Source organism: Brevundimonas sp. UYEF29 (genome assembly GCF_040546195.1).
In the GTDB taxonomy this organism is placed as follows: domain Bacteria; phylum Pseudomonadota; class Alphaproteobacteria; order Caulobacterales; family Caulobacteraceae; genus Brevundimonas; species Brevundimonas huaxiensis.
On sequence record NZ_JBEPNH010000006.1, the window covers coordinates 61,787 to 80,040 of the forward strand.

Consider the following 18,254-nt stretch of genomic DNA (forward strand, 5'->3'; position numbering starts at 1 on the left):
GGTCGTCTCAGGCCTTGGGCTTGTCGGTCAGAGCGCTGACCTGGGCGAGGAAATCTTCAGAGCCGGTGAAACCGACGCCGTAGAACTCGCAGCCGATGAACTTGCAGTCGCGCATGGGAATCGAGCCGATAGCCTTGTCGCCCAGCGAGCGCGTCAGCAAATTGCGAACGCTGCCACGGCCATCACCGAAGTTGCTATCGGTAAAGGTGACGCCATTGGACACGAGAATGACCGCTGGTCCCTGGAATCGGCATCCCGTGAACGTGCGCCCCTCGACAAGCGGAACGCCGTTTGCCGAGGCTGCGGCGTAGAGTTCGTACAGAATGATGTCGACATTCTCGAATGTCTTAGCGTTCAGGTCCGGCGCATCTGCAAGTGGGCGATTGATCGGCAGGATGGAGGTCATCAGGATTGTCCTGCCTTGGCATCTGACAGACTGCTCAGCATGGACGACATCTGCTGCAGGAAATCAGGCGCGCCCGTGAAGCCGACACCCAGGAAGCGGCAGCGTTCGAACCGGCAGTTTCGGAACGGGATAGCCCCAACGACCTGATAGCCGCCGAGCGGCGCCAGCATGAGAACGCTCGGGTCGCCGCCATGCTCGCCGAAAAAGCAGTCGTCGAAATGGCATCCTTCGATCGGGAGAACCACCGCCGGCCCTTCGAAAAGACAATCGGTGAAGGTGCGATTTTCGATCGTGAACTGCCCCTCCCGCGCAGCCTCCAAATAGAGCTGCGGCAACCAAATGCCGACCTTGTCATACGCCGGACCGGGCCCGACGGCAGCGAAGGGGGATTGGACGTGATCGGTCATGTATTCAGCTCAGGCCCGAGGCCGGGTTGGGGGCGGCGAAGGCCGAGAAGCCGTAGTGGGACAGCCAGCGGGTGTCGGCGTCGAACATGGGGCGCAGGTCGGGCACGCCGTATTTCAGCATGGCCAGCCGATCGACCCCCATGCCGAAGGCGAAGCCTTGATATTCATCGGGGTCAATGCCGCAGTTCCTGAGTACATTGGGATGCACCATCCCGCAGCCCAGGATCTCCAGCCAGTCGTCGCCAGTGTTGAACACCAGTTTCCCACCGTTTGCAGAACTTGGGCGATCACAGCGGATGTCCATTTCGGCCGAGGGCTCGGTGAAGGGGAAATGGTGCGGACGGAACCGAGCCTGGACCGCGTCCAGCTCGAAGAAGCGGGCGATAAAGGTCTGAAGCGTGGTCTTCAGGTGGCCCATGTGGATGTCGCGGTCGATCACCAGACCCTCGATCTGGTGGAACATCGGCGTGTGGGTGGCGTCGGAATCCTTGCGGAAGGTGCGGCCCGGCGCGACGATGCGGATCGGCGGCTTCTGGCTCATCATGGTGCGGACCTGCACCGGGGACGTGTGGGTGCGCAGCACCTTGCGCTCGCCCGTTTCGGGGTCGGGCTTCAGGAAGAAGGTGTCGTGCATTTCCCGCGCCGGGTGTTTGGGCGGAAAGTTCAGGGCGGTGAAGTTGTGGAAGTCGTCCTCGATGTCCGGACCTTCGGCCACGGCGAAGCCCATCTCGGCGAACAGGGCGATCATCTCGTCCATCACCTGCATGGTCGGGTGGACCCCGCCCTTCCTGCGCAAACGCGCCGGCAGGGTCAGGTCGATGCGTTCCGACAGCAGACGCGCGTCCAGCTCGGCGGCTTCCAGCGCGGTCTTCTTCGCGGCGATGGCGGCGGCGACGCGGTCACGCAGGCCGTTGATCATCGGCCCCTGTTCGCGGCGCTCGTCGGGGCTGAGCGCGCCCATGCCCTTCAGCAGGCCGGAGACGGAGCCGGACTTGCCCAGGGCGGCGACGCGCACCTCTTCCAGGGCGGCGACGGTTTCCGCGCCGCCGATGGCGTTGATCAGGTCGAGTTCGAGTGTGGCGAGATCGGTCATTTGCGCTGTGCCTTAGCGTTCTCGCGCGCGTTCGTCACCCTTCAAGGGGCCGATGCGATGGCCTGAAGTTCCGACGCCGGCGCCTTGTTGGCCGCAACGATCCAGCCGGGCGGTTCCGGCTCCCAGCGGATGGGCCGGCCGTCGGTCTGCATCCAGCGATGCAGCCACGAGATTCCGTTGGCGCGGACATAGGTGTCAGGGTGCTGATAGATCGGATCGGCCAGCGCCTCTTCCAGCGGCACGAAGCGATAGCCCCGCGCCAGATAAAGGGCGTGAATCTGCGGATACCAGGCCTGGTTCAGGCTGTTGGCGTGCAGCAACAGCACCTGCGCCGGTTCACGCCCGCCCGCCACCTCGGCGCTGTAAGGTTCGAAGAAGTCCAGCACCGTCGCCATATGCGCCACATAGGCCTGACCGATGCGCTGCATCAGCGCCTGATCGCCGATCTGCTCGGCCTTGCGATAGACGTCGGCGAACATCCAGTCGTTGTTGTCGAGGGTCACAGGCGCGATCGTATAGCCGCGCTGGGCCAGGCCGGCGGTGATGGCGTCGTGCTTCGCCTGCGTCTCGCCGGTGAACAGATAGGGGTGGCGGAACCAGTGCAAGGACCGGCCGCGCGCTTCAAGGACCTGCCGAACGATCGGCGCCCCGGCGTCCACATCGGCCAGATAGGCCTCGACCGTCGTCGTGTGGATGTTCAGATGGGTGTTGGTGTGGTTGCCCAAGTCCAGACCGGCGTCCAGCCAGACGTCCAGCACGCGGGGCAGGATCGTGGCGCGCTCGGCCTCACAGACCTTGTCCGCATTGACGAAGGCTGTGCCGTGCGTGTCCAGCGGCTTCAGCATGGCGACGAAATCCTGGGTGATCGTCATCAGCCGCGCCGGATCGCACAGGGTCGCTGCATCCGTCTGGAACGGCAGATCGTCGAAGGTCACGGCGACGCGTCGATCCTGCGCGGCGGCGGGCGTGATCAAGGCGAAGGCGGCGACGAGGCCGCAGATCAGGGTGCGCATCATGCGGCGAGGCTATCGAAGTCGCGTGCGCGAGGGAATATCGCGCGCAGTCCGGACTTTCCATCCGCCCACGGATCGACTGTCGAAAACCCGCCGCGAAAGGTTCATGAACGGCAAAGCTGGCGTTAAATATCAGCGTCTAATCAGGCCTCCGGACTTGCGAGGACCTTGATGCCGCTGATCGGTGATTTCGTCGACTTGATCGCGCCCGTGGCCCCGTCCACGCCGGGCGCGGATGTGTTCGAACGGTTCCAGACCGAGCCGAACACCCTGGCCCTGGCTGTCGTCGATGACGATAGCCGACCCCTCGGCATCATCGAACGCAACGCCTTCACCCTGAGGATGGCGGCCGAGTTCGGACGCGCCCTTTATGCCCGAAAGCCCGCCGAAAGCCTGATGGACCGCAATGCGCCGGTGGCGGAGGCGGCGACCAGCGCCGAGGCCTTCTTCCAGGCTTACGGGGCCGCCGAACTGGGCGCTCTGCTGACCGGCTTCATCGTGGTGGCGGGCGGCCGCTACGTCGGCGTCGGCACGGCGCTGCAAGTGGTTCAGGCGGGCGCGGCCCTGCACCGCCAACGGGCCGAGGAAATGAGCGCCCTGGCCCGCGACCTGGCGCTGGCCGAGGCCGAGGCCGTCGCCTCCAGCCGGGCCAAGTCCGAGTTTCTGGCGGTGATGAGCCACGAGATCCGCACGCCCCTGAACGGGGTGCTGGGCGTCGCGGCCCTGATGGAGAAGAAGCTGGAGCAGGAAGAGCTGCGCCCCTACGTCCGCACCGTCATCGATTCGGGCCAGAGCCTGCTGCGGCTGCTGACCGACGCGCTGGACATGTCACGGGCCTCGGCCGGCATGCTGACGCTGGAGGAGGAACCGCTGGACCTGTCGGCCGTCGCCTTCGACATCGACGCCCTTTGGCGCGCGCGGGCCGACGAGAAATCGCTCGGTCTGACCATCCGCACAGACCTGGCCGTTCCCTGCGTTCAGGCCGACGGGATGCGGCTGAAGCAGCTGTTGAACAACCTGATCGGCAATGCGCTGAAGTTCACCCTGAAAGGCGAGGTCGTCGCCCTGATCGAAAGCCACGCCGACGGCGAGGTGATCTTCACCGTGGACGACAGCGGCCCCGGCGTGCCCGAGGCGGCGGCCGCGACCATCTTTGATCCCTTCAACACCGGAAAGGCCGGGCGTGAGGGCGCGGGCGCGGGCCTGGGCCTGGCCATCTGCCGACAGATCGCCGAACGGATGGGCGGCGCGATCTCGCTGGGCGCCTCGCCCCAGGGCGGCGCGCGCTTTCAGGTGCGCCTGCCGTTGCGCGTCGCGACCGAGAGCGCGGCGCCCGCCCCCGCCATGGCCGAGCCGACCCCGCACGACACCCTGCATGTGCTGGTGGTGGACGACAACGCCACCAACCGCTTCGTCGCCGGCAAGCTGCTGGAGACGTTCGGCTGCACCTGCGAGATGGCCGAGAACGGGCGGGAGGCGGTGGACGCCGTAATGGCCCGTCCGTTCGACCTGGCCCTGATGGACATCAAGATGCCGGTGATGGACGGGGTCGCCGCGACGCGGGCTATCCGCGCCCTGCCCGATCCGGCCGGCGCCCTGCCGATCCTGGCCCTGACGGCGAACGCCGACGAGCGCGACGAGCTGGACTATATCGCCGCCGGCATGAACGGCGTGGCGCAAAAGCCGATCCAGCCCGACGCCCTGCTGAACGCCATCCGCATGGTGCTGGCGCAGAGCCAGGCATCGCAGGTCCTCAAGGCAGCCTGAAGCGAAGAACGCCCGCCCCGGAAACCGGAGCGGGCGTCATTCTTGTTGCGCTACGCTCGCGACGCGATCGCTCGCGGCTTGAGCGCGGCCCTTAAGCCAGGGCGGCGCGGACCTTGTCGGCGACGGCCTTGAAGCCGGTCGCGTCAGCGGCGATCGCGGCCAGAACCTTGCGGTCCAGTTCGATGCCGGCCTTGTTCAGGCCGTTGATGAACTGGCTGTAGGTGAAGCCTTCCAGACGGGCGGCGGCGTTGATGCGCTGAATCCACAGGGCGCGGAAGTTGCGCTTCTTGGCGCGACGGTCGCGATAGGCGTATTGCCCGGCGCGGTCGACGGCGGCCTTGGCCGTACGGATGGTATTCTTGCGGCGGCCGGAGAAGCCCTTGGCCTGCTCCAGAACCTTCTTGTGCTTGGCGTGCGAGGTTACGCCACGTTTAACGCGAGCCATGATGTTTTTCCCTTCGGGAAGTCCCTATCGCGCGCCGCGCGGCGGCTTGCTGCTTGAGGGACTGTGGTTCAAATTCAGTGCGAAAAGATCGTCTGCGTGCAGTGCGCCGATCAGGCGTACGGCATGTAGGATTTGATCTTCTTGGCGTCGGCGTCGGCCATGACCGAGGTGCCGCGGTTCTGGCGGATGTATTTCGAGTTGTGGCTGATCAAGCGGTGACGCTTGCCCGCAACGCCGGCCTTAACCTTGCCAGTGGCCGTGAATTTGAAGCGCTTCTTGGCGCCCGACTTCGTCTTCAGTTTCGGCATTTCAGTCTCCTTTTTGGAGGGCGACCGTCCCTTGGACTGCTTGAGCCCGTGGGAGGTATCTCTCCAGAGTTTAAGAACCGCCCAGGCATGCCTGTTCGCCTGGCGGTTCGGTACGCGAAGGCGCGGCTTCTACGTGAAGAGCGCCGCCATTGCAAGACGAGTCAGGCCGGGGCTTTGACGCCGCCCTCGCTGCTGCGAATGACGCGTCCAGCGTTGATCGCCATCAGGGCCGCCGGGAGGGTCAGCAGCGCCCCGATCACGAAGGGCCAGTCATGCCCCAGCCCCGAGAACAGCGCGCCCGCGATCATCGGCCCGAAGATGCGCGCCACCGAGCTGGAGGCCATGTTCAGGCCCAGCATGGCCCCCTGCCGATCCGGCGGCGAGGCGCGGCTGATCATGGCCGAGATGTTGGGCATGGCCAGCGACATGCCGCACGCGCCGATCGCCATCACGATCGGGATGATCCAGCCCTGGACGACCGGGATCGTCAGGGCGCCCAGCTCGAGCCGCGTCGCGGGAAACCACGCGACCGGCGCCAGCACCTGCAACACCAGCGAGGTTCCAAACAGCAGCATGCCGGTGGCCAGCACGCGCGATTCGCCGAACCGCCGCGCCAGCCGCCCGGCGAAGAACCCCTGGTTCAGCGTCGAGACGATGCCCACGATCATGAAGCTGAGCCCCACCTCGCGCGCCCCCCAATGATAGCGGCTCTCGGACCACAGGCCGAACACGCTCTCCATCGCCGAAAACCCGGCCATATAGATCAGGGTCACGACCAGCACGCGCGACACCACCGCGTTGTCGCGCGCCGCCTTCAGCCCCGCCAGGAAGGCTGGCCGTGGGGCGGCGGGATCGGCCTTGGCCCGGCTCTCCCGCAGGAAGACGACGACGCCGACCGCCGCGACCGCCGCCAACGCCGCCGCCAGGAAGATCGGCAGCTGATAGCCCAGCCGCCCCAGTTGCGGCTGCGTCAGCAATCCGCCCAGCCCTGGCCCGACGATGAAGCCCAGGCCGAACGCGGCGCCGATCAGACCCATCCGCCCGGCCCTCTGCTCGGGCGGGGTCACATCGGCCACATACCCCTGAACCGTCGAGATATTGCCCGCGCCCAGGCCGGTGAACAGCCTGACCGCGATCGCCAGCCAGATGTTGGGCACGAAGGCCAGCATCAGATAGCCCAGCGCATTGGCGATCAGGGTCATCAACAGCACGGGCTTTCGTCCGATCCGGTCCGACAGCCGCCCCCAGAACGGCTCGGCGAAGAACTGCCCCAGCGAATAGGCCGAGAACATCAACGTGATCTGCCATGCCTCGGCCTTCAGGCTCTGGGCGAAGAACGGCAGCAACGGCACCACCAGCCCGAACCCGACCAGGTTGATGAACACCGTCGCAAACAGCACAGCCAGCGCCGGTGTTTTCAGCTTGGGCGGTTGGGTGCGCGCAGCGACCGTATCGGCGTTCGTCATCGCCTACGCTTAGCCGTTTCTCCAGCAAAGAAAAACGCCCCGGTCGCGGGACCAGGGCGTTTGGTTTTCAGCGATGGATTGCGATCAGCGCGGAGCCAGGATCATGATCATCTGGCGGCCTTCCATCTTGGGCGCGAACTCGACCTTGGCGATTTCGTCGAAGTCGGCCTGGACCTTGTTCAGCAACTTCATGCCCAGTTCGGGGTGCGCCATTTCGCGGCCGCGGAAGCGCAGGGTGACCTTGACCTTGTCGCCCTCGTCGAAGAAGCGGTGCATGGCCTTGGCCTTCACCTCGTAGTCGTGGGTGTCGATGTTCGGACGGAGTTTGATCTCCTTCAGCTCGACGACCTTCTGGCGCTTACGCTGCTCGGCCTTCTTCTTCTGCTCCTGGAAACGGTGCTTGCCGTAATCGAGGATCTTGGCCACCGGCGGCTCGGAGGTGGAGACGATCTCGACCAGGTCCATCCCGGCTTCCTCGGCGGCTTCCAGAGCGGCGGAAGTGGGCATGACGCCCTGTTTTTCGCCGTTCTGGTCGATGAGCAGAACGCGAGGCGCGCGGATATCCTGGTTCATACGCGGCCCGTCTTTCACGGGTGGCGCTTGCATGGGACGGCGAATGGGCGTCGTTTCCTTATGTGGTCAGAGAAGGCGTATGTCGTGATGAGCGAATGCACGCGGCGATCGCCACGTTCCCCTCAAGGCCGGCAATATGCTCCGCGAGCCCCGATTTTTCAAGGGTTCGCAGGCGTTTCGCCGATATAGGCGTCATGTAGCGCCAACACTGCGTCGAAGACGTGATCCACCGTGAGATCCTCGATCGGCGCGAACTGGCCGCGGGTCTCGTTGGACGCTGCGGTTCGCGTCTTGGGGCCCCACGGTCCATACAGCCACCACTCCGTCGGACCGAACAGGCCCAGGGTCGGACGGCCCAGCGCGGCCGAGACGTGCATCAGGCCGGAGTCGTTGCCGACGAACAGATCGGCCCGATCAATGGCGGCGGCAGAGGCCATGATGTCGCCCTTGCCGACAAAATCGATTCCACGCGGCCCTGCAGCTTCCAAGGCCGGGGTCGCGGGCGGCCGGTCGCCCGATCCGCCCACCGGCATAAAGCGCCAGCCATCAAAGCGCGGCTCGGCCTTCAGCTTTTCGACCAGCGCGCCCCAGCGATCGGCGGGCCAGCTCTTGCCCGGTTGGTGCGCGATGGGCGCAAGCGCAATGATCCGACCGGGACCGGCGCCGCCCGCCAACTGCGGATCGATCACGGCTGCGGCCTCGGCCCGCCCCTGATCGTCCAGGAAGATTTCGGGATCCAGCGGCGTCGGCGACCCCATCAGGCGCGACACCATCTCGACCTTGCGCAGGCCCGTCTCCCACGAGCGGTTATAGACGATGCGCCGCTTCGCCGGGATCAGATAGCTTAGCGCCGAACCCCGGATGTCGATCACCAGGTCCCAGCGCGTACCGACGACCTGTTTCCACAGATCGACCCAGTGTCCGGCCAGCTTCTTCTTATCCAGCACGATGGTGCGCACGACGCCGGGCGCATTGCGGAAGAAGGGCGCGGGCGGCCGCCCGCAGGCGACGGTGATCTCGCCCCCCGGGACCTGACGCGCGATCTCGCGGATCACGCCCGACGAGATGACGCAGTCGCCGATGCGGTTGGAGGTGACGAACAAGACCTGGGGTGCGGACATGGGTCTGTGTTCCGCCATCGCGCGTCGAGGTCAAGGGTGACGGCGGCGGAAAGTCCGGGCAGAACGGCGCCATGAGCGACATCCAGCACCTGTCCCGCCCCGACGGCGAAACCTTGGCCTTCAGGCGCGTCGAAGGCGACGGACCGACCGTGATCTGGGTCGGCGGTTTCCGCTCGGACATGGAGGGGACCAAGGCCCTGGCCCTGGACGTCGCCGCGCGCGAACGCGGCTGGAACTTCGTCCGCTACGACCATTTCGCCCATGGCGAGTCTTCCGGCGACTGGAGACAGGCCACCATCGGCCGCTGGCGCGAGGACGCCGTCGCCCTGATCGACAGACTGTCCGGCCCGGTCATTCCGGTGGGTTCCTCGATGGGCGGCTGGGTCTCGCTGCTGGCGACCCTGGCGCGGCCGGACCGGATCAAGGGGCTGGTGCTGGTCAATCCGGCCCAGGACTTCACCGAACGGCTGATGTGGCCCGGCCTGGGGGACCAAGAACGCCAGGCCATCCTGCGCGAGGGCGAAACCCTGATCGTCGAGGAGGGTCTGGGCGAATATGTCCTGACGCGGCGCATGTTCGAAGAGGCGCGCGATTGGCTGCTGCTGGACGGCGCGATCGAAATCGCCGCGCCGGTTCATGTCCTGCAAGGGCGCGCCGACGACGTCGTGCCGTGGCGACATCAGGTCGAACTGGTCGAACGTCTGACGGGCGGCGACGTGCGGCTGGACCTGATCGACGGCGGCGATCACCGGCTTTCGACGCCGGCGGACCTCGACCGACTGGTCGCGGCGGTCGAGGCGATGCGTCTCTGAATTTCCGCTCATCCCCGCGAAAGCGGGGACCCAGCGCTTTGGGCGCTCAGGCGCCGCCAGGGATCCGCGCTCGATGGCCAGCACGGTGATGCAAAAGAACTGGGTCCCCGCTTTCGCGGGGATGAGCGGATTGTTTAACGCGCCCCCGTCAGCGCCCCGTACAGGTCTGTGCGGCGATCGCGGAAGAAGCCCCAGGCCGCGCGGTATTTGTCCAGTTCGTCCAGATCGAAGCGGTGCACCAGCACCCCCTCCTCCTCGGCGCCCAGTTGCTCGACCAGTTCGCCCTGCTGATCGGCGATGAAGGAATGGCCGTAAAAGGTCTGGCCGACCTCGGTCACGCGCTCATGACCGATCCGGTTGGCGCCGACGACCGGCACGGCGTTCGACACCGCATGGCCCTGCATGGCCCGCCGCCACGGCTCGGCCGTATGCAGGGTCGCATCGTGCGGCTCGGTGCCGATGGCGGTCGGATACATCAGCACATCGGCGCCCATCAGCATCATCGCCCGCGCCGCTTCCGGGAACCACTGGTCCCAGCAGATGCCGACCCCGACCCTGCCGAAACGCGTCTTCCAGACCTTGAAGCCGGTGTCGCCCGGCCGGAAATAGTATTTTTCCTGATAGCCGGGGCCGTCGGGGATGTGGCTCTTCCTATAGACGCCCAGCGCCTCGCCGTCGGCGTCCAGCATGACCAGCGAGTTGTAATATTGCGGCCCGTCCTTCTCGAAGATGGAGACCGGAATGGCCACGCCCAGTTCCTTAGCCACCGGCGCCATGGCCACAACACACGGATGGTCGCGCCACTCATAAGCCTGGGTGAACCAGTGCTCTTCCTGCGACACGCAGAAATAGGGCCCCTGGAACAGCTCCGACGGCAGGATCACCTGCGCGCCCCGCCCCGCCGCCTCGCGCACGAAGGCGATGGTCTTCTTGATATTCGCCTGCATGTCCTCGCCATACGAGGTCTGGATACCGGCGACGGTGATGTTGCGGATCATGCGGGCTCCTGCTGTGAGATGCAGTGGAACGAGCCGCCGCCGGTCAGGATGGCGTTGGACGGCAGCGGGATGATCTCGCGATCGGGGAAGGCGTCCTTCAAAGCCTGACAGGCCATGTCGGCGGCGCGCGCATCGCCATAGGTGGGCACGATCACCGCGCCGTTGGCGATCAGGAAGTTCATGTGGCTGGCCGGGATCGGGCGTTCGTCCTCGTCCAGCACCAGGCCTGGCGACGGGATGCGCACGACCTTCAGCCGACGGCCCGCCGCATCGGTCACGGCGGCCAGACCGCGCGCCGTCGCGTCATAGACGTCGGCGTTGACGTCGTTCGTCCCCCAGGCGACCGGGCAGGCGACGACGCCCGGCGCGACGAACCGCGCCAGATTATCCACGTGTCCGTCGGTGTGATCGTTCAGCAGACCGTCGCCCAGCCACACCACCACCTTGGCGCCGACCGCCTTTTCCAGCGCCGCCGCCGCGACAGCCTCATCCTGGTTCCAGGCCGGGTTGCGGTTCCGGTTCAGCAGGCACTGGCGCGTGGTCAGAACGGTCCCCTCCCCGTCGTGATCCAGCGACCCGCCCTCCATGACAAAGTCGTTCCAGGTCAGGTCCACGCCCGCATGTCGGCCAATCTGGCCGGCGACCAGGTCGTCGCCCGGCATGTCGTATTTGCCGCCCCAGCCGTTGAACTTGAACGCCGCCGCCGTTTTGGATCCCGCGCCGAAGATCGGCCCGGTGTCGCGCAGCCAGACGTCGCCGAACTCGCCGGCCACGACCTCGACATTCGCCACACCCGCAAAACGCGCCTGGGCGTCGGCCAGGACCTCGGCCTTGCCGACCATCAGCTTGACCTGCTCGCGGCCCGGTCCGGCCAGAGCTCGCACCAGACCCTCGACCTCGTCCTGCGCCTGCTCCAGCGCCTCGAACCAGTATTCCGCATGGCTGGGCCAACCCACCCACATGGCGCGGTGCGGCGCCCATTCGGCGGGGATGGCGGCAGCAGTCGGATCGGTCATGCGGGCGTCCTCAAGAAGGGCCGAACTCGGAGCCGCGCCATATGGCCCCAAGCGCCCCCGACTTCAACGTCAGCCACGAAAAAGGGCGGCCCGCGAACGGACCGCCCTTCGTCGTTTCAGTCTGGCCGAGCCTTAGAACTTCAAGCCAACCGTCATTTGGACGGTGCGCGGCGCGCCCAGCGAGAAGGTGCGCGGCTGGCCGGCGCGCGTGACACCGCCACCCACCGCCACCGGCAAGGCGTTGTTGCCGGTCGAGATGTTGCCTAGGTAGTCTTCGTCGAACAGGTTCGTCACGTTTAGCTGAACATAGGCGCCGCGGATCGAGATGTTCTGCAGGTCGTAGCGAACGTCCATATCGGCGACGACGTAGGACGGCGAGGTTTCGTCGTTCACGTCCGTCGAGAAACGCTCGCCGACATATTTGGCCTGCAGACCGACGTGGAAGGCGTCGGTCGGATCCCAATCGACGCGCGCCGAATAGGTCCATTCCGGCGTCTCGACCAGCTTCTTGCCCTTGGTCGGCAGGAAGGTGGTCGCCGACAGGGCCAGATCGTCCTGCAGTTCGCTGTCGTTCCACGACGCCGAACCGTTGAACGTCCACTGGTCGTTCAGAACGAAGCCGAGCTGGGCGTCGACGCCTTGCTGCTTCACCTGACCGACGTTGCGGTCGAGGCTGATGCCGAAGGTCGGCGAGTTGATGTCGTTGTCGAACGACGACACGATCCGGTCGTTATATTCGATGTACCAGGCCGCGATCGAACCGATGATGCGTTCGTTACGGAAACGATAGCCCAGGTCATAGGACTTGGTGGTCTCCGGCACGACGGTGGTGAAGTCCAGGGCGTTCGTCGTGGTATTGCGAACCGGCTGATACAGGTTGTCGGTGCGAGGCACCGAGATGCCTTCGGCGTAGCTGGCATAGACGCTGTGGCCTTCGCCGAAACGATAGACGATGCCGGCGTTGGGCAGAACGTCGTCGTACTTGATCGTCTGCGAATACGGCGGGATGTAGGCCTGCGTGCCGGTCGAGGCGAAGTTGACATTGCCGTTGGCCAGGGTCGCCGACGGGGTCTCGGTGGTGCAGCGCACCGTCGACGTGCCGTTCAGCGAATAGCAGTACTGGTTCAGCTGACGCTCGAAGAAGGGCGCGCGAACGCCGATGTTCACAGTCACAGCCTTGTCCAGGAAGTCCCCGACGTATTCCACGGCGATCTGGTTGAGCTGGGCGATCGAGAAACGATCGCGGCCGCGCAGGAAGGAACCGTCGCGACCAACGATCCGCGCGTCCTTGTCACCCCAGCGCTCTTGCCCGCCGAAGACGTTGCCCGGCTCGCTGTCGATACCCGTGCGGGTCCATTCGCCCGTCTGACGGTGGCGGCCGTAGTCCAGCGTGTAGGCGGCGCGCAGGCGCTGCGAGTCCGTAATGTTCCAGATCAGCGAGCTGGTCAGACCGTAGCGGTGAGTATTGGTGTTATTCGGCGTATAGAGGCCAACGTTATCGCAGCTGTCGCCGTCGCCGTTCAGATCGACGCCGGTGCTATTGAAGGCCGCCGTGGCGCACTGGGCGTTGGTGATGGCCGACAGACCGGTCGCGCTGTTGTTGTTGGTGCGGTTCTGATCCAGGCGGTCGTCACGCTCGTTGACCAAGGTGTAACCGCCGCCATTGGCGATGGTGTACTGGAACGAGGGGTCGATGGTCAGGCGGATGCTATCCGTCAGGCCATAGCTGAACTGACCACGGATGTTGCCGGTGTTGGACGGGTTGATCCGGATGCCGTGATAGTTGGAGCAGCTTCCGGTCGCGGTCGTGCCGTCGCTCAGGAAGCGAGTCGAACCTGTGTTTTCATCCTGAACCGTGCCGGCGACCGCCGTCGGGCGAACGCAGGCGATGTCGTTTTCCAGGAAGGAGTTGGCATCGAACTGGGCGCGCGTGATCTGGTTGTTGTACTGGCTGTTGCGGTTGATATTCCAGTGCGCGGCCAGGCTGGCGAAGTTGCCTTCACCCAGATCCTGATAGATTTTGCCGTTGAACTGAGTTTTCTCAAGTTCGCCGGGCCCCTTGAACTTGTCGTACTTCGTGTAGGAAGCAGTCGCGTAAGCGGTGGTGCCCCACGGTCCGAACTCGCCGGAGTCGACGCGGGCGAACATGCGCTTGTAGTTGAACTCGCCGATCGAGGTGTTGATCTGCAGACCGCGCACGTCCAGCGGCGTCGCCGAACGATAAGCGATGGTGCCGCCGGTCGCCGAGGCGGTGGGGCTGTCCACGTCGGTCGCGCCAAGGTTTACAGAAGCGCGCTCGATGATTTCCGGGTCGAGCTGCTGGTTGGTGTAGGCAGCGTAGTTGCCGGTGTCGTTCAGCGGCATGCCGTCGAAGGTGATCGAAACGCGGTTGCCGTCGAAGCCGCGCAGACGAATGTTGCCGCCCGAGTTGCCGTAGGGGTCGGAGTTCACGAAGTTCAGGCCGGGAACCAGGTTCAGGCTCTGGAGGATCGTCTGGCCCGACGCCTGGGTGCCGATGAATTCTTGATTGATGCTGGAGCGGCTCTTGGACGAGGTTTCAGCCGTAACGCCAGCAATGGCGCGCGGAGCCCGCGTCCCGGTCACGACCACTTCCTGCACTTCGGTCGCTTCGGTGCCGGTCGATTGGGCGGAGGCGGTTCCGGCGAAGGCTAGCGAGCCGGCAAGGGCGGTGGTCGCCCAGATCAGGCTTTTGCGAGTAATCATTACATCTATCCCCAGATGGACGGCGCGAATGGCTCTGGCGTCAGGCGTCCATCGCCTGTCGCAATCCAGCCCCCCTCTAGGGCGCATGTTGAAACCTTGGGCGACAGTTATGTAACAGCAATATGACAGAGACAGAGGGTGGTCTGGGCGCCACACCTTACGGGGGTCAGCTAGGCTGAGGCCCGCTCAAAAACGTCCGCGATGCCATTGGCCGTCGGCACGATGGCGTGCGGCTCATGATAATTGCCGTTCACCTGGCTTTGGGCGATCACATGCGCACGGAATCGTGTGAACAGGTCGCTATCCGGCGCCTCCGGCGCGCGCCAGAAATCATCCAGCGGCTTCTGATCGGTCAATCCCTCGAAATCGAAGAAGGCGTCGCCCAGCACCTTGACCGGCGTGTGGAAGCCCAGAGCAGAGAGGGCGGCGCTCGAGTTGTTGACCACCATGCCTTGCGAGGCGCGGCACAGGGCGGCGAGGTTGCCGCCATCGATGAAATCCACCTGCCCGGCGACGCCATGCTGCTGTGCAAGACGCAGCGTAATGGCGCGCAGATTGACCAGACCGGGGTCAAGCGGATGGTTCTTCACGACAAGACGCGTCTTGGGCGGCGCCTTGGCGGCGAAACTGGCGATCACCGCTGTCAGGAAAGCGCGGTTGTCGCAATAGCGCGAATAGCGCAGCAGCTGGGCGTCGCCCTCGCGCTGCAGACACGCGATGAAGAAGTCGCCCCTCGCCTTGATGACGTCGGCGTCGCAGTTTTCAGCCCTTCTGAACGCCAGGCTCAAATAGCGCCGGATGTGACCGAGGCACTGGTCCAGCGGCGAGAACACGTAAGGCGCCGTGTAATTTGGGAAGAGGGCTTTTCCCGCCACCTGCACCGTGTGGTAGGCGCTGATATTGGCGACGTGATGCGGCAGGATTTTTCCGACCGTAAAGGGTTCAGGCAGCAGTGGCGCAGGCTCGGGATAGCCGCCCTTGAACCGCGGCAAGGCGCTCGAGCCATTGACGCCGTTTCGCTCGACCGTGATCCAGTCGGGACGGAAATAGCCGTTTTCCAAAACCCAGACGCGCGCTTGCAAACGGTCAGACGCCGCCAGGACCGCTCGGTTGTACTCTCCAGCCTCGCCAAACAGGATTATGTCGGTGAACGCCGAGGCGAAATCGATCAACCCTTCGGTCCATGCCTTCGCCGTGTCCTTGAACACAATGCCCCCGGACCGACGCCAGTTCATCGCGTCGCCGGCATTAAAGATCATGCGGTTCACATTGGCGCCCCGCGCCTCAAGAACCGAGGCCATCACCGGACCGAATCGCCCAAACGGCGCCGAAACGATCAGGAAGCGACGACCCGCCAAGGCGGTCGGACCGAACTTTCTTATGGCCGGGAAGGCGGAAATGGTCGCCGAGTGCGAAGGCCGCGACGCCTGCAATCTCGGGCGGACCTCGGGACGCACCGCATCGCCGCGAAGACGGTATCTGCGCCGACGTCTTGCCGACAGAAGTCTGGAGGATGATCGCAAATCCACCATCACGCCCACGCTCTATTCGCCACCGAGGCGTGCAGTGCTGCGCGCCGGCTGCGACCGAGATGTCTGTGATTACGGATCATCGCCATGCTTGTGTCCCGCAGTTTGGACGCGATCAATCGAAATCGCTTTAGTCCCGGGGATTTTGAAACACAGGACGGAAGGCGTTGCTTTATGGCACCAAAACCGCCGCCGCCCAAAGGACGACGGCGGCATGATGTTGTCAAATCGACAATCTTCATGACCTGTAGAGCGCCGGGTCGGACGAACCGCACCGGCGCCCCGCGAGTCTTAGAAGTTGATGTCGATGGTCGCGCGGCGGTTGAGCGGTTCGCGCACACCGTCGGCGGTCGGCTTGGCCAGGTTGGTTTCACCCTTGCCGTCCAGGGCGATGACGCCGCCGTTGACGCCTTGAGCAACCAGGGCGTCCGCGACGGTGCGCGAACGACGGTTGGACAGACCCAGGTTATAGGCGGCCGAACCCGAGGTGTCGGTGTAGCCGACGATCAGTACGCGCGTCGGACGACCCGACTTGGCGTAGTTGGCGGCCTGCGTCACCACCGAACGGGCTTCGGCGGTCAGGTCCGAACGATCCCAGTCGAAGTAGACCACGAACTGGCGAGCGACCGGGGTCTGAGCGACCGGCGGCGGGGGCGGCGGGGGCGGAGGAGGCGGCGGCGGCGGGGGCGGCGGGGGAGGCGGCGGCGGCGGCGCGTCTTCCGCACCGAAGCTGTAGCGCAGACCCAGGGTCACGGTGTGCGACTGGTCGTAGTCGCCGTCCCATTCGCCGAACTGCGTGGCGCCCACGCCCGTACCGGCCGTCGTCGAGGCGAAGTTGGCGTCGCCCGTCAGGTAGCGGTAGGTCAGATCGATGTTGGCGCGGTCGCCGACGGCCCAGGCCAGACCGGCGATCGCCTGAGCGGCGAACTTGGTCGAGGTGTCGTCAGCCGTAAAGGTGGCGCCGCGGTTGGCGCGCAGGGCGCCGATTGTATCGGTCTTCACCTGGTTCACACCGGCGCCGAGGCCGACGAACGGACGAACGCCCCAGTATTCGAAGCCGAAGTCATAGATGACGTTAGCCATCAGGGTCATCGATTCGATGTCACCTTCGGGCGAGAAGCAGCCGCCCGTCGCCGGGGTCAGGTTACAAAGGCCTTGGGTGCCGGTGACGGCGCGAACGCGACCGATGTCGCCCGAGCGATAGCCGCCTTCCAGTTCAACGCGCCAGTTCGGGTTGAAGCGGTAGCCGAGGCGAGCGAACGCCGCCCAGCCGTCGTTCACTTCCCAGTTCCAGTTGGCGCCGGTCGTGGACGATTCAGCGTTGATATCGTCGATCATGTGGTAGCCGGCGTCGATGGCGCCGTACCAACCATTGGGTTCTGCCGATGCGGCGCCAGCTGCGAACAGCCCGGCTGCGGCGACAGAGGCGAGAAGTTTAATCTTCATAGCTTCCTCACTGTGTGAATGCGCGAAGCTGCACAATAGCACAGCATTCACCCGACCGAACGGCGTGGCTGGCGCACGGTTCCGCGCTTGAGTTACGATTGTGTCGACTGTGGCGCCGTTTCAACACATTGGGCGCCTGCGAAAGGAAACGAATATGGCGATGCGGTTTGACGGACAGGTGGCGATCGTGACGGGCGCCGGAGGCGGCCTGGGGCGAGAACACGCGCTCGCTCTGGCGGCGCGCGGAGCCAAGGTGGTGGTCAACGACCTGGGCGGGGCGCGCGACGGCTCGGGCGGGTCGGCGACGGCGACGGAATCAGTCGTGGCGGAAATCAAGGCGGCCGGCGGCGAGGCAATCGCCAATGCGGCCTCGGTGACGGACTATGCGGCGGTCCAGGCCATGGTCGATCAAGCTATGGCGAAATGGGGCCGGATCGACATTCTGGTGAACAACGCCGGCGTGCTACGCGACAAGACCTTCGCCAAGATGGAGATCGAGGACTTCCGCTTCGTCGTCGACGTCCACCTGATGGGGGCGGTCAACTGCACGAAGGCGGTGTGGGAGATCATGCGCGGGCAGAACTACGGCCGGATCGTGATGACGACTTCGTCCTCGGGTCTGTACGGCAACTTCGGCCAGTCGAACTATGGCGCGGCCAAGATGGCGCTGGTCGGTCTGATGCAGACCTTGTCGATCGAGGGGGCCAAGAACGACATCCGCGTCAACTGCCTGGCGCCCACCGCCCACACCCGCATGACCGAGGATCTGGGCGCCGCCCTGCCGCTGGAGGCGCTGGCCCCGGCCCTGGTCACGCCGGGCCTGCTTTACCTGGTCAGCCAGGATGCGCCGAGCCGAGCCATCCTGGCCGCCGGCGCCGGCGGGTTCGAACGCGCCTATGTCACCCTGACGCAAGGCGACTTCGTCACCGGGGACAACGCCCCCGAACAGGTCGCCGCCCGCTTCGACGCCATTTCGGACCGCGCCGGCGAGATCGTCCCAGAGATGGGCGCCGCCCAAGGCATGATCGAACTGACCAAGGCCCAGAAGGCCCACGGCGGTTGAACAACAAGGCGCCTTGCGTTGACGCGACGTGAGGCGGCTAACTTCGCTTCAGAGGAAACCGGCCCCA

17 protein-coding genes are annotated in these 18,254 nt (G+C 65.2%); 3 read left to right on the forward strand and 14 right to left on the reverse strand.

Annotation, left to right across the window (positions count from 1 at the left end; genetic code table 11):
- Positions 1-7: 7 nt before the first annotated feature.
- From ABIB58_RS10885 to ABIB58_RS10900, 4 genes are read right to left on the reverse strand one after another with little or no spacing between them, the layout of a single operon-like run.
- Positions 8-406 carry a hypothetical protein gene (locus ABIB58_RS10885; RefSeq protein WP_354040853.1) on the reverse strand — a complete coding sequence of 133 codons (399 nt, stop codon included), beginning with the start codon at positions 404-406 and terminating at the stop codon, positions 8-10.
- Positions 406-813 carry a hypothetical protein gene (locus ABIB58_RS10890; protein WP_354040855.1) on the reverse strand — a complete coding sequence of 136 codons (408 nt, stop codon included), beginning with the start codon at positions 811-813 and terminating at the stop codon, positions 406-408. Before ABIB58_RS10890 ends, ABIB58_RS10885 begins: the two co-directional genes overlap by 1 nt.
- 4 nt (positions 814-817) lie before the next feature.
- Positions 818-1,906 (reverse strand): phenylalanine--tRNA ligase subunit alpha, encoded by a 1,089-nt coding sequence (gene pheS / locus ABIB58_RS10895; protein WP_354040857.1) that lies wholly within the window; start codon positions 1,904-1,906, stop codon positions 818-820.
- A gap of 41 nt (positions 1,907-1,947) precedes the next feature.
- Complete coding sequence (locus tag ABIB58_RS10900; protein WP_354040860.1) at positions 1,948-2,922, reverse strand: polysaccharide deacetylase family protein; 975 nt, start codon at positions 2,920-2,922, stop codon at positions 1,948-1,950.
- 168 nt (positions 2,923-3,090) lie between these two features.
- On the opposite strand from ABIB58_RS10900, the gene ABIB58_RS10905 reads away from it, so the two are divergent.
- Positions 3,091-4,686: an ATP-binding protein gene (locus tag ABIB58_RS10905; RefSeq protein WP_354040862.1), complete on the forward strand. Its 1,596-nt coding sequence runs from the start codon at positions 3,091-3,093 to the stop codon at positions 4,684-4,686.
- Between the two features lie 91 nt (positions 4,687-4,777).
- Here the strand turns inward: ABIB58_RS10905 and rplT are convergent, their stop codons facing one another.
- From rplT to ABIB58_RS10930, 5 genes are all read right to left on the reverse strand, one after another.
- Positions 4,778-5,131, reverse strand: coding sequence for a 50S ribosomal protein L20 (gene rplT / locus ABIB58_RS10910; protein WP_017506327.1), 354 nt, complete (start codon positions 5,129-5,131; stop codon positions 4,778-4,780).
- A gap of 110 nt (positions 5,132-5,241) precedes the next feature.
- On the reverse strand, positions 5,242-5,439 hold the full coding sequence (gene rpmI / locus ABIB58_RS10915) for a 50S ribosomal protein L35 (RefSeq protein WP_003166435.1): 198 nt from the start codon (positions 5,437-5,439) through the stop codon (positions 5,242-5,244).
- 161 nt (positions 5,440-5,600) lie between these two features.
- Positions 5,601-6,905: an MFS transporter gene (locus tag ABIB58_RS10920; RefSeq protein WP_354040867.1), complete on the reverse strand. Its 1,305-nt coding sequence runs from the start codon at positions 6,903-6,905 to the stop codon at positions 5,601-5,603.
- An 84-nt stretch (positions 6,906-6,989) separates the two neighbouring features.
- Entirely contained in the window at positions 6,990-7,511 is a 522-nt protein-coding gene (gene infC, locus ABIB58_RS10925; RefSeq protein ID WP_026108595.1) for a translation initiation factor IF-3, read from the reverse strand.
- Positions 7,512-7,636: 125 nt separating this feature from the next.
- Positions 7,637-8,599 carry a glycosyltransferase family 9 protein gene (locus ABIB58_RS10930; protein ID WP_045811066.1) on the reverse strand — a complete coding sequence of 321 codons (963 nt, stop codon included), beginning with the start codon at positions 8,597-8,599 and terminating at the stop codon, positions 7,637-7,639.
- A 71-nt stretch (positions 8,600-8,670) separates the two neighbouring features.
- Here ABIB58_RS10930 and ABIB58_RS10935 point away from each other — a divergent pair, with 71 nt between their 5' ends.
- Positions 8,671-9,411 carry an alpha/beta fold hydrolase gene (locus ABIB58_RS10935; protein WP_045811067.1) on the forward strand — a complete coding sequence of 247 codons (741 nt, stop codon included), beginning with the start codon at positions 8,671-8,673 and terminating at the stop codon, positions 9,409-9,411.
- 134 nt (positions 9,412-9,545) lie between these two features.
- On the opposite strand, the gene aguB is transcribed toward ABIB58_RS10935, so the two are convergent.
- The 5 genes from aguB to ABIB58_RS10960 form a co-directional block, all read right to left on the reverse strand.
- The gene (gene aguB, locus ABIB58_RS10940; RefSeq protein WP_045811068.1) at positions 9,546-10,409 is read right to left on the reverse strand and encodes an N-carbamoylputrescine amidase; all 864 of its coding nucleotides are present in this window, start codon (positions 10,407-10,409) and stop codon (positions 9,546-9,548) included.
- On the reverse strand, positions 10,406-11,425 hold the full coding sequence (locus ABIB58_RS10945) for an agmatine deiminase family protein (protein WP_082064438.1): 1,020 nt from the start codon (positions 11,423-11,425) through the stop codon (positions 10,406-10,408). Before ABIB58_RS10945 ends, aguB begins: the two co-directional genes overlap by 4 nt.
- A 132-nt stretch (positions 11,426-11,557) precedes the next feature.
- Positions 11,558-14,149 carry a TonB-dependent receptor gene (locus ABIB58_RS10950; protein ID WP_161638229.1) on the reverse strand — a complete coding sequence of 864 codons (2,592 nt, stop codon included), beginning with the start codon at positions 14,147-14,149 and terminating at the stop codon, positions 11,558-11,560.
- Positions 14,150-14,319: 170 nt separating this feature from the next.
- Complete coding sequence (locus tag ABIB58_RS10955; RefSeq protein WP_354040871.1) at positions 14,320-15,450, reverse strand: capsular polysaccharide export protein, LipB/KpsS family; 1,131 nt, start codon at positions 15,448-15,450, stop codon at positions 14,320-14,322.
- Between the two features lie 519 nt (positions 15,451-15,969).
- Entirely contained in the window at positions 15,970-17,124 is a 1,155-nt protein-coding gene (locus tag ABIB58_RS10960) for an OmpA family protein (RefSeq protein ID WP_354040873.1), read from the reverse strand.
- A 154-nt stretch (positions 17,125-17,278) separates the two neighbouring features.
- On the opposite strand from ABIB58_RS10960, the gene ABIB58_RS10965 reads away from it, so the two are divergent.
- The gene (locus ABIB58_RS10965; protein WP_354040875.1) at positions 17,279-18,187 is read left to right on the forward strand and encodes an SDR family NAD(P)-dependent oxidoreductase; all 909 of its coding nucleotides are present in this window, start codon (positions 17,279-17,281) and stop codon (positions 18,185-18,187) included.
- The last annotated feature ends 67 nt before the right edge of the window (positions 18,188-18,254 follow it).

What these genes read in the sequence shown, in the direction of transcription:
- ABIB58_RS10900 (WP_354040860.1), bottom strand. Translation starts at nt 2,922, where the DNA reads ATGATGCGCACCCTGATCTGCGGCCTCGTCGCCGCCTTCGCCTTGATC.
- ABIB58_RS10965 (WP_354040875.1), top strand. Translation starts at nt 17,279, where the DNA reads ATGGCGATGCGGTTTGACGGACAGGTGGCGATCGTGACGGGCGCCGGA.
- ABIB58_RS10890 (WP_354040855.1), bottom strand. Translation starts at nt 813, where the DNA reads ATGACCGATCACGTCCAATCCCCCTTCGCTGCCGTCGGGCCCGGTCCG.
- rplT (WP_017506327.1), bottom strand. Translation starts at nt 5,131, where the DNA reads ATGGCTCGCGTTAAACGTGGCGTAACCTCGCACGCCAAGCACAAGAAG.
- ABIB58_RS10885 (WP_354040853.1), bottom strand. Translation starts at nt 406, where the DNA reads ATGACCTCCATCCTGCCGATCAATCGCCCACTTGCAGATGCGCCGGAC.
- ABIB58_RS10935 (WP_045811067.1), top strand. Translation starts at nt 8,671, where the DNA reads ATGAGCGACATCCAGCACCTGTCCCGCCCCGACGGCGAAACCTTGGCC.
- infC (WP_026108595.1), bottom strand. Translation starts at nt 7,511, where the DNA reads ATGCAAGCGCCACCCGTGAAAGACGGGCCGCGTATGAACCAGGATATC.
- rpmI (WP_003166435.1), bottom strand. Translation starts at nt 5,439, where the DNA reads ATGCCGAAACTGAAGACGAAGTCGGGCGCCAAGAAGCGCTTCAAATTC.
- ABIB58_RS10945 (WP_082064438.1), bottom strand. Translation starts at nt 11,425, where the DNA reads ATGACCGATCCGACTGCTGCCGCCATCCCCGCCGAATGGGCGCCGCAC.
- ABIB58_RS10930 (WP_045811066.1), bottom strand. Translation starts at nt 8,599, where the DNA reads ATGTCCGCACCCCAGGTCTTGTTCGTCACCTCCAACCGCATCGGCGAC.
- pheS (WP_354040857.1), bottom strand. Translation starts at nt 1,906, where the DNA reads ATGACCGATCTCGCCACACTCGAACTCGACCTGATCAACGCCATCGGC.
- aguB (WP_045811068.1), bottom strand. Translation starts at nt 10,409, where the DNA reads ATGATCCGCAACATCACCGTCGCCGGTATCCAGACCTCGTATGGCGAG.
- ABIB58_RS10950 (WP_161638229.1), bottom strand. Translation starts at nt 14,149, where the DNA reads ATGATTACTCGCAAAAGCCTGATCTGGGCGACCACCGCCCTTGCCGGC.
- ABIB58_RS10960 (WP_354040873.1), bottom strand. Translation starts at nt 17,124, where the DNA reads ATGAAGATTAAACTTCTCGCCTCTGTCGCCGCAGCCGGGCTGTTCGCA.
- ABIB58_RS10905 (WP_354040862.1), top strand. Translation starts at nt 3,091, where the DNA reads ATGCCGCTGATCGGTGATTTCGTCGACTTGATCGCGCCCGTGGCCCCG.
- ABIB58_RS10955 (WP_354040871.1), bottom strand. Translation starts at nt 15,450, where the DNA reads ATGGCCTCGGTTCTTGAGGCGCGGGGCGCCAATGTGAACCGCATGATC.
- ABIB58_RS10920 (WP_354040867.1), bottom strand. Translation starts at nt 6,905, where the DNA reads ATGACGAACGCCGATACGGTCGCTGCGCGCACCCAACCGCCCAAGCTG.